8 protein-coding genes are annotated in these 7,150 nt (G+C 67.3%); 5 read left to right on the forward strand and 3 right to left on the reverse strand.

The window, feature by feature from the left end; translation table 11 throughout:
• On the forward strand, nt 1–546 hold a 546-nt coding region (locus ACTICP_RS09255; protein WP_441891645.1), incomplete at its 5' end, for an HAD-IC family P-type ATPase.
• 4 nt (nt 547–550) lie between these two features.
• On the opposite strand, the gene ACTICP_RS09260 is transcribed toward ACTICP_RS09255, so the two are convergent.
• A complete protein-coding gene (locus ACTICP_RS09260) occupies nt 551–1,492 on the reverse strand; it encodes a Ppx/GppA phosphatase family protein (protein WP_441891647.1) in 942 nt (313 codons plus the stop codon).
• A 106-nt stretch (nt 1,493–1,598) separates the two neighbouring features.
• On the opposite strand from ACTICP_RS09260, the gene ACTICP_RS09265 reads away from it, so the two are divergent.
• The 4 genes from ACTICP_RS09265 to glmS all read left to right on the forward strand — a co-directional run bounded on the left by ACTICP_RS09265 (nt 1,599) and on the right by glmS (nt 6,076).
• Nucleotides 1,599–1,841: a helix-turn-helix domain-containing protein gene (locus ACTICP_RS09265; protein ID WP_441838889.1), complete on the forward strand. Its 243-nt coding sequence runs from the start codon at nt 1,599–1,601 to the stop codon at nt 1,839–1,841.
• A complete protein-coding gene (locus tag ACTICP_RS09270) occupies nt 1,834–3,096 on the forward strand; it encodes a type II toxin-antitoxin system HipA family toxin (RefSeq protein ID WP_441891649.1) in 1,263 nt (420 codons plus the stop codon). Before ACTICP_RS09265 ends, ACTICP_RS09270 begins: the two co-directional genes overlap by 8 nt.
• Before the next feature lie 32 nt (nt 3,097–3,128).
• Nucleotides 3,129–4,082 carry a type I pantothenate kinase gene (gene coaA, locus ACTICP_RS09275; RefSeq protein ID WP_441891659.1) on the forward strand — a complete coding sequence of 318 codons (954 nt, stop codon included), beginning with the start codon at nt 3,129–3,131 and terminating at the stop codon, nt 4,080–4,082.
• Between the two features lie 152 nt (nt 4,083–4,234).
• On the forward strand, nt 4,235–6,076 hold the full coding sequence (gene glmS / locus ACTICP_RS09280) for a glutamine--fructose-6-phosphate transaminase (isomerizing) (RefSeq protein WP_441891651.1): 1,842 nt from the start codon (nt 4,235–4,237) through the stop codon (nt 6,074–6,076).
• A gap of 120 nt (nt 6,077–6,196) precedes the next feature.
• Here glmS and ACTICP_RS09285 read toward each other — a convergent pair whose 3' ends face one another.
• Entirely contained in the window at nt 6,197–6,406 is a 210-nt protein-coding gene (locus tag ACTICP_RS09285) for a DUF559 domain-containing protein (protein WP_441891653.1), read from the reverse strand.
• A gap of 25 nt (nt 6,407–6,431) precedes the next feature.
• Complete coding sequence (locus ACTICP_RS09290) at nt 6,432–7,025, reverse strand: type IV toxin-antitoxin system AbiEi family antitoxin domain-containing protein (protein WP_441891655.1); 594 nt, start codon at nt 7,023–7,025, stop codon at nt 6,432–6,434.
• Between the last annotated feature and the right edge of the window lie 125 nt (nt 7,026–7,150).

The raw sequence follows: 7,150 nt of genomic DNA on the forward strand, positions 1-7,150 counted from the left end.
GCGGTCGACGCGCTCCACGCCCGCGGCGCGCAGGTCGTCATGATCACCGGCGACGCCGAAGCGGTCGCAGCATCCGTGGCGGCGGAACTCGGGATCGACCGGTTCTTCGCCGGCGTGCGGCCGGAGGACAAAGCCGCGACGCTGAAGCAGCTGCAAGGCGAAGGGCGCCGCGTCGCCATGGTCGGCGACGGCGTCAACGACGCACCCGCCCTCGCGCAGGCAGACGTCGGGATCGCGATCGGCGCCGGCACCGACGTCGCCATCGCCTCGGCCGGGGTGATCCTCGCCAGCGACGACCCGCGCGCCGTGCTCTCGGTCATCGAACTCTCGCGTGCCAGCTACCGCAAGATGACGCAGAACCTGTGGTGGGCGGCGGGCTACAACCTCATCTCGGTGCCGCTCGCAGCGGGAGTGCTCGCACCGATCGGGTTCGTGCTGCCGATGTCGGTCGGAGCCGTGCTGATGTCGCTGTCGACCATCGTCGTCGCCCTCAACGCGCAACTGCTCCGCCGGCTCGACATCCGCCCCGAGGCCGTGACACGCTGACCGATCAGATCCCGCCGCCGCCCCAGCTGAGCGACTCGGTGTAGCGCAGCAGCACGCCCTCGCGCAGGGCCCACGGCGACACCTCGAGCTCATCGATATCGAGCATCTTCATCGCGGTGTGCAGGCAGACCGCCGCCGCGACGATCTGCAGGGTGCGATCGGCGGTGATCCCCGGCAGCTCCTGACGAGCGGATGCCGGAATCCGCGCCAGCCGCGGAATCCACGACTTCAGCGCCGAGCGCGACATCACCGTGCGGTCGAAGCCGAGACCCGAAACCTCACGCCCGGCGAGGTTCGCCAGCGACCGGATCGCCTTCGACGACCCCACCAGGTGGTCCGGCGCGGGCAGGGCATTCAGGTTCGCGGTCACCGGCGCGAGAACCTCGCGGGCGTGTGCGCGCAGCAGTTCGACAGCATCCTCTCCCGGCGGATCGCCCGGCAGGAACTGGACCGTCATGCGCCCGGCGCCGAGCGGGACGGATGCCGCGACCTCCGGCAGCTCGTCGCCACCGGCCCCGAACTCGAACGACCCGCCGCCGATGTCGAGCAGCAGGATGCGCCCGGCATCCCACCCGAACCAGCGCCGCACGGCGAGGAAGGTGAGCTCGGCCTCCTCCTCGCCGGTGAGCACCTGCAACGGCTGCCCGAGCGCACCCTCGATGCGGGCAATGACCTCTTCGCCGTTCAGTGCCTCGCGGACGGCGCTCGTCGCCGTCGCCAGCAGCGTCTCGACGCGCTCGGTCTCGGCGGTCAGGCGGGCGCGGGTGACAGCATCCACCAGGGCGCGCACGCCCTCTTCGCTGATCGCACCCTCGGGAGTGAGATATTGCATGAGCCGCACGATGCTGCGATCGCTCGTCGTCGCGAGGGGCCTGCCGCCGGGCCGGGCGTCCGCCGCGAGCAGATGGACGGTGTTCGACCCGATGTCGAGGATTCCCAAGCGCACGGGGAAAGACTACTCGGGTGTGCCCTGTCGGAATATTCGTACTTCGTGTAATGTCGGAATATCCGAACAAGGGTGATTGTCGGGATATTCGTGCAGAGGGATCCGCATGCCGCGCTATACCGTGGAAAGAGCCCACGATCTGGGCGACCTCATCGCCGGATTGCGGGAAGAGCAGGGCGTCACGCAGAATGAGCTGGCGAACCGGCTGGGCTTCTCGAGGAGCTATCTGAGCGAGCTCGAGTCGGGAAGTTCGACCGTGCAACTCGCGAGACTGTTCCGCACGTTGCACGCGCTCGGCGCTGATATCGAGGTGTCATGGGCATCGGCGAAACAGGCCGATGATGGGTGACGAGCTCGAGGTCCAGCTGAACGGCGAGCCGATCGGACTTCTGCGTCGCGCCCCGCGGCGGTCGCGAGAGAGCGTGATCCTCGACGATGTCACTCTCACGACGACGGGCGTCCGGCTCGCGGAGTCTTTCGCGCTGCGGGCACAGCGCCGGCCCGACATCGATCTCCTTTCGCGCTTTCTCGGCGGGTATCTCCCGGAAGGCGCACAGCGCCGGGCTCTCGCGTCCAAGCGCGAGATCGAGCCGAATGACCTCTTCGCCTTTCTCCGCGAGTTCGGCACCTCGATCGCCGGCGCTCTGACGTTCTGGAGTTCGAACGTCACCGCCCGAGAGCCTCGCTACACGCCGATCGCCCCGAAGCTCTTGCGCAGAGAACTGCAACGTGCAATCAAAGAGCACGACCTGGGGATTCGAGACGACAGTCGATCGATGCTCGCCGGGTTCCAGCCCAAGGTGCTCGTCTCGCGGTTCGGCGAATCGGGATGGATGCTTCCTCATGGCGGCGGACACTCCACGCACATTTTGAAACCCCGTCTGCAGAGCCGACCGACCCGTATCGTCGATGAGCTCTACAGCCACGAACTCGCCCGCGCCATCGGGCTGGCCGGGTTCAGCTCGTGGCTCGAAGGGGCCGGAGACGGGATGTATCTCGCGATCGAACGGTTCGATCGTCGTGTACATGGCGAGAATGTGGAGCTCGTGCATCAAGAGGATGCCGCGCAGGCGCTCTCGCTCGGTTGGACCGACGACGATCTCAAATTTCAGAATCCTACTCGGCCGCGTGACCCGCGCCGCCCCTCCGCATATCGGATAGCGGAGATCGTGGCCACTCTCGGCGGGGCCGACGTCGTGGAGCAGTGGGTGCGACAACTCTTGTTCCGAGTGCTCATGGGAGACAACGACGGGCACGCGAAGAACGTGGGCATTCTGCATGAGCCGGGCGCGGATCGACTCACGGATCTGTACGACGCGGTGCCGAACCTTTTCCAATCGGGTCGGATCCAGTGGGACATGGCGCTCGCCGTCGGTGGAGAGTTCGATCACCGGCGGATCACTGCGGAGCACCTGCGGGCCGAGATCGCGTCGTGGCGGGTGATGGGTGCTTCCCATGCGAATGATGTGATTCGCGACATGCTCGACTCATTTCGATCAGCTCTCGATGTCGTCGCTGTACCGCGAGGCAGCTCGGCGGGCCTCCGAGAATTCTTCGGCCGCACAGTCGATCGTCTGCTTGCGGGGGATGAGATCGGTGAATGACCCGTGACGCCCCGGCGCGGCGCGCCGATACGATGGATGCCGTGACCACCGCCGACTCACCCCTGCCTCTGTCGCCGTACCGCGAGATCGGACGGGACGAATGGGCGCGATTGGCCGCCGGTCTCGACCAGCCGCTGAGCGAGACCGAGGTCGTGGAACTGCGCGGCATCGGAGACCGCCTCGACCTCACCGAGGTGCGCGAGGTGTATCTGCCGCTGAGCCGGCTGCTTAGCCTCTACGCGTCGGCGACGAAGCGGCTGGGGGCTGCGACGAGCGCGTTCCTCGACGAAGAAGACGTCACGACACCGTTCGTCGTGGGCGTCGCCGGTTCCGTGGCCGTGGGCAAGTCGACGATTGCACGACTGCTGCGCGAACTGATGAGCCGGTGGCCGGGCACACCGCGCGTCGAGCTGGTGACCACCGACGGATTCCTCTACCCGAACGCCGAGCTCGAACGGCGCGGTCTGATGGAGCGCAAGGGCTTCCCCGAATCGTACGACCGCCGCGCGCTGCTGGAGTTCCTCACCGAGGTGAAGTCGGGCGCCGACGAGGTGCGCGCCCCCTTCTATTCGCACATGCGGTACGACATCGTGCCCGACGCTCGGGTCGTCGTGCGACGGCCCGACGTCGTCATCGTCGAGGGGCTGAACGTGCTGCAGCCGCCGCCGGCACCGAACGATGTCGCCGTCAGCGACCTGTTCGACTTCTCCATCTACGTCGACGCCGAACCCGAGCACGTCGAGAGGTGGTACGTCGACCGGTTCCTGGCGCTGCGGCAGGGTGCCTTCTCCAATCCCTCGTCGTACTTCAACGTGTTCGCGCAGCTCACCGACGACGAAGCAGAGACCACCGCACTCGGATACTGGCGCGAGATCAACATGCCCAACCTCATCGAGAACGTGATGCCCACCAAGCACCGCGCGACCCTCGTGCTGAACAAAGGCGCCGACCACAACGTCGAGAGCGTGCTGCTCCGCAAACTCTGACCTGCTTGCCTGGTCGTTGAGCGAGCCGGAGGCGAGACGAAACGGATTGAGCGAGCGCAGCGAGGCGAAACCGCGTCCGCTCACAGCATCCGCCCACAGCATCCTGATTTCGTTCGTCCCCCTCGCAAAACCGCGCGCTTATTCTTGATCCCATGTGTGGAATCGTCGGATACGTGGGCCCGCGCCCCAGCCAGGACATCCTTATCGCCGGCCTCGCCCGCCTGGAGTATCGCGGCTACGACTCCGCCGGAATCGCTGTGATCGACGGCGACGGGCACCTCGGGATGCGCAAGAAGGCCGGCAAGCTCAGCATGCTGCGCGACTCGCTCGCCGACGCCCCGCTCGGTGACGGCACCACCGGCATCGGCCACACCCGCTGGGCCACCCACGGCGGGCCGACCGACCTGAACGCCCACCCGCACCTGGCCGACGACGGCAAGCTCGCGGTCATCCACAACGGCATCATCGAGAACTTCGCCCCGTTGCGCGACGAGCTCGTCTCTGACGGCGTCGAGTTCCTCAGTGAGACCGACACCGAGGTCGCCGCGGCCCTCCTCGGCCGCGAGTACGCCCAGAGCGGTGACCTTCAGGCCGCGTTCCGCGCCGTCGTCAACCGCCTCGAGGGAGCCTTCACCCTCCTCGCCACCCACCAGGACCACCCCGGCCTGGTCGTCGGCGCGCGCCGCAACTCGCCGCTGGTGATCGGCCTCGGCGAGGGTGAGAACTTCCTCGGATCCGACGTCGCCGCCTTCGTCGAGCACACCCGCAAGGCGCTCGCCATCGGCCAGGACCAGATCGTCGCGATCACCCCGTCGGAGGTCACGGTCACCGATTTCGACGGCAACGTCGTCGAGGCCGAGCCGTTCGAGGTGTCGTGGGATGCAGCGGCCGCAGAGAAGGGCGGCTGGTCATCCTTCATGGCCAAGGAGGTCGCCGAGCAGCCCGAAGCCGTCGCGAACACGATCCGCGGGCGCGTGCAGGACGGCCAGGTCGTCATCCCCGAGCTCGACGGGCTTGACGAACTCTTCGTCGGCATCAACCGGGTGATCATCACGGCCTGCGGCACAGCATCCTATGCCGCCCTCGTCGGCAAGTATGCGATCGAGCAGTGGGCCCGCGTCGCGACCGACGTCGAGCTCGCGCACGAGTTCCGCTACCGCGACCCGGTGATCGGCGACGACACGCTCGTCATCTCGATCAGCCAGTCCGGCGAGACCATGGACACGCTCATGGCCGTCAAGTACGCCCGCGAGCGCGGTGCGCGCACGCTGTCGATCTGCAACACGCAGGGCGCGACGATCCCGCGCGAGTCGGATGCCGTCGTCTACACCCACGCCGGCCCCGAGGTCGCCGTGGCCTCGACCAAAGCGTTCTCCGCGCAGATCACCGCGCTGCTGCTGCTCGGCCTGCACATGGGGCGCGTGCGCTCCGTGCTCACCGACACCGAGGCGGTCTCCGAGCTCGCCGACCTGCCCGAGAAGATCGCGTCGGTGCTCGAGAAGGAGAACGACCACGTCTCGCAGCTCGCCAGCTGGATGGCGGACACCCGCTCGGTGCTGTTCCTCGGCCGCCACGTCGGGTACCCCATCGCCCTCGAGGGTGCGCTCAAGCTGAAGGAGATCTCGTACATCCACGCCGAGGGCTTCGCCGCCGGCGAGCTCAAGCACGGTCCGATCGCTCTGATCGAGCCCGGCCAGCCGGTGTTCGTCATCGTGCCCTCGCCGCGCCACTCGGCACTGATCCACTCCAAGGTCGTCTCGAACATCCAGGAGATCCGTGCGCGCGGCGCCCGCGTGATCGTCATCGCCGAAGAGGGGGATGCCGCGGTGCTGCCCTTCGCAGACGAGGTCATCCACATCCCGCTCGCCGGCCCGATGTTTGAGCCGGTGCTCACCGTCGTGCCGCTGCAGATCTTCGCCATGGCGCTGGCGACCGCCAAGGGCCTGGACGTCGACCAGCCCCGCAACCTCGCCAAGTCCGTCACGGTCGAGTAGGGCGCATCGGTTCTCTCCGGCCGACACTTGTCGGCCTGGATCACGCCCGTCAGTCCAGAATTCGGATTTCGGCTGACAACTGTGATCTGAGCTGACAAGTGTCACGGCGGGCGAACAGGCTCAGGACTGGGCGCGCACGAGCGCGGGCAGGATCGCCGCGACGACGCGCTCCCAGTCGTGGATGATCATCGCGTAGTCGAAGCGCAGCGTCTCATACCCGAGGGCGGATGCCGCGGCATCCCGCATCAGATCCTTATGGCGCCGGTCGCCACGGTGATTCAGCTTGCCGTCGGCCTCGAGAATCACGCGCCCACCGATGACGAAGTCCACCCGCCCGACCCCCGTCGATCTGCACCTAAGAATCCAGGCGGATGCCGAGGAGATGCAGACGCAGCCGCAACAGCGATTCCAGACCGCTCTCGGCGTCGCCGCGCGCGAGATCCAGCAACCAGCCGGCGGTGACCGGCAGCTCCTGACGGATGCGATCGCGATCACTCGCCAGGATCAGACGCCGATTCCACGCTGACTCGTAGGCCGCGAAGAACGTCTCGTGATCGGTGCAGCGGTAGAGGTGGACGAGGGCTGCGGCGACCGGAGCGAGCCCCAGCCCCGCCGTGCCGGGTGTGTAGTGTCCCACGCACGCGCACTTCTCGTGGTGCGTTCGGCCGGCGGCGCCCATCCAGACGTGGATCTCTTCGTCGGGATCGGGCAGAATCCAGACGCCGTGAGCGCGCAGTGCCGCCGCGCACGTGAGCGCGCCGCCGTGCTCCGCGGCCGTGATGACGCGACGATCGATCCCCGGCAGTGCATACACGCCGATGCGGATGCGGTGAATACTGCCCGAACGCGCCGCTTTAGCGAGCTGCGTGCGCGTGCATCCGAACTTCTGCAGTTGGATGCCGCGAGCGATGCCGTCGAAGTGCGGAAGGATCTGGTGCGGCTGGAGCATCCCCAGAGCATGCCCGAGCAATAGGCGTCGCGAGCGCCGGATTCGGCGATTGTGGATGAGTGCGCCCGACGCGGTGATTGTGCAGGACGAGTGGCGTCCACGGCATCCGCTCGCGGCATCCGCTC

It is taken from the genome of Microbacterium sp., assembly GCF_052102115.1.
Classification (GTDB): domain Bacteria; phylum Actinomycetota; class Actinomycetes; order Actinomycetales; family Microbacteriaceae; genus Microbacterium.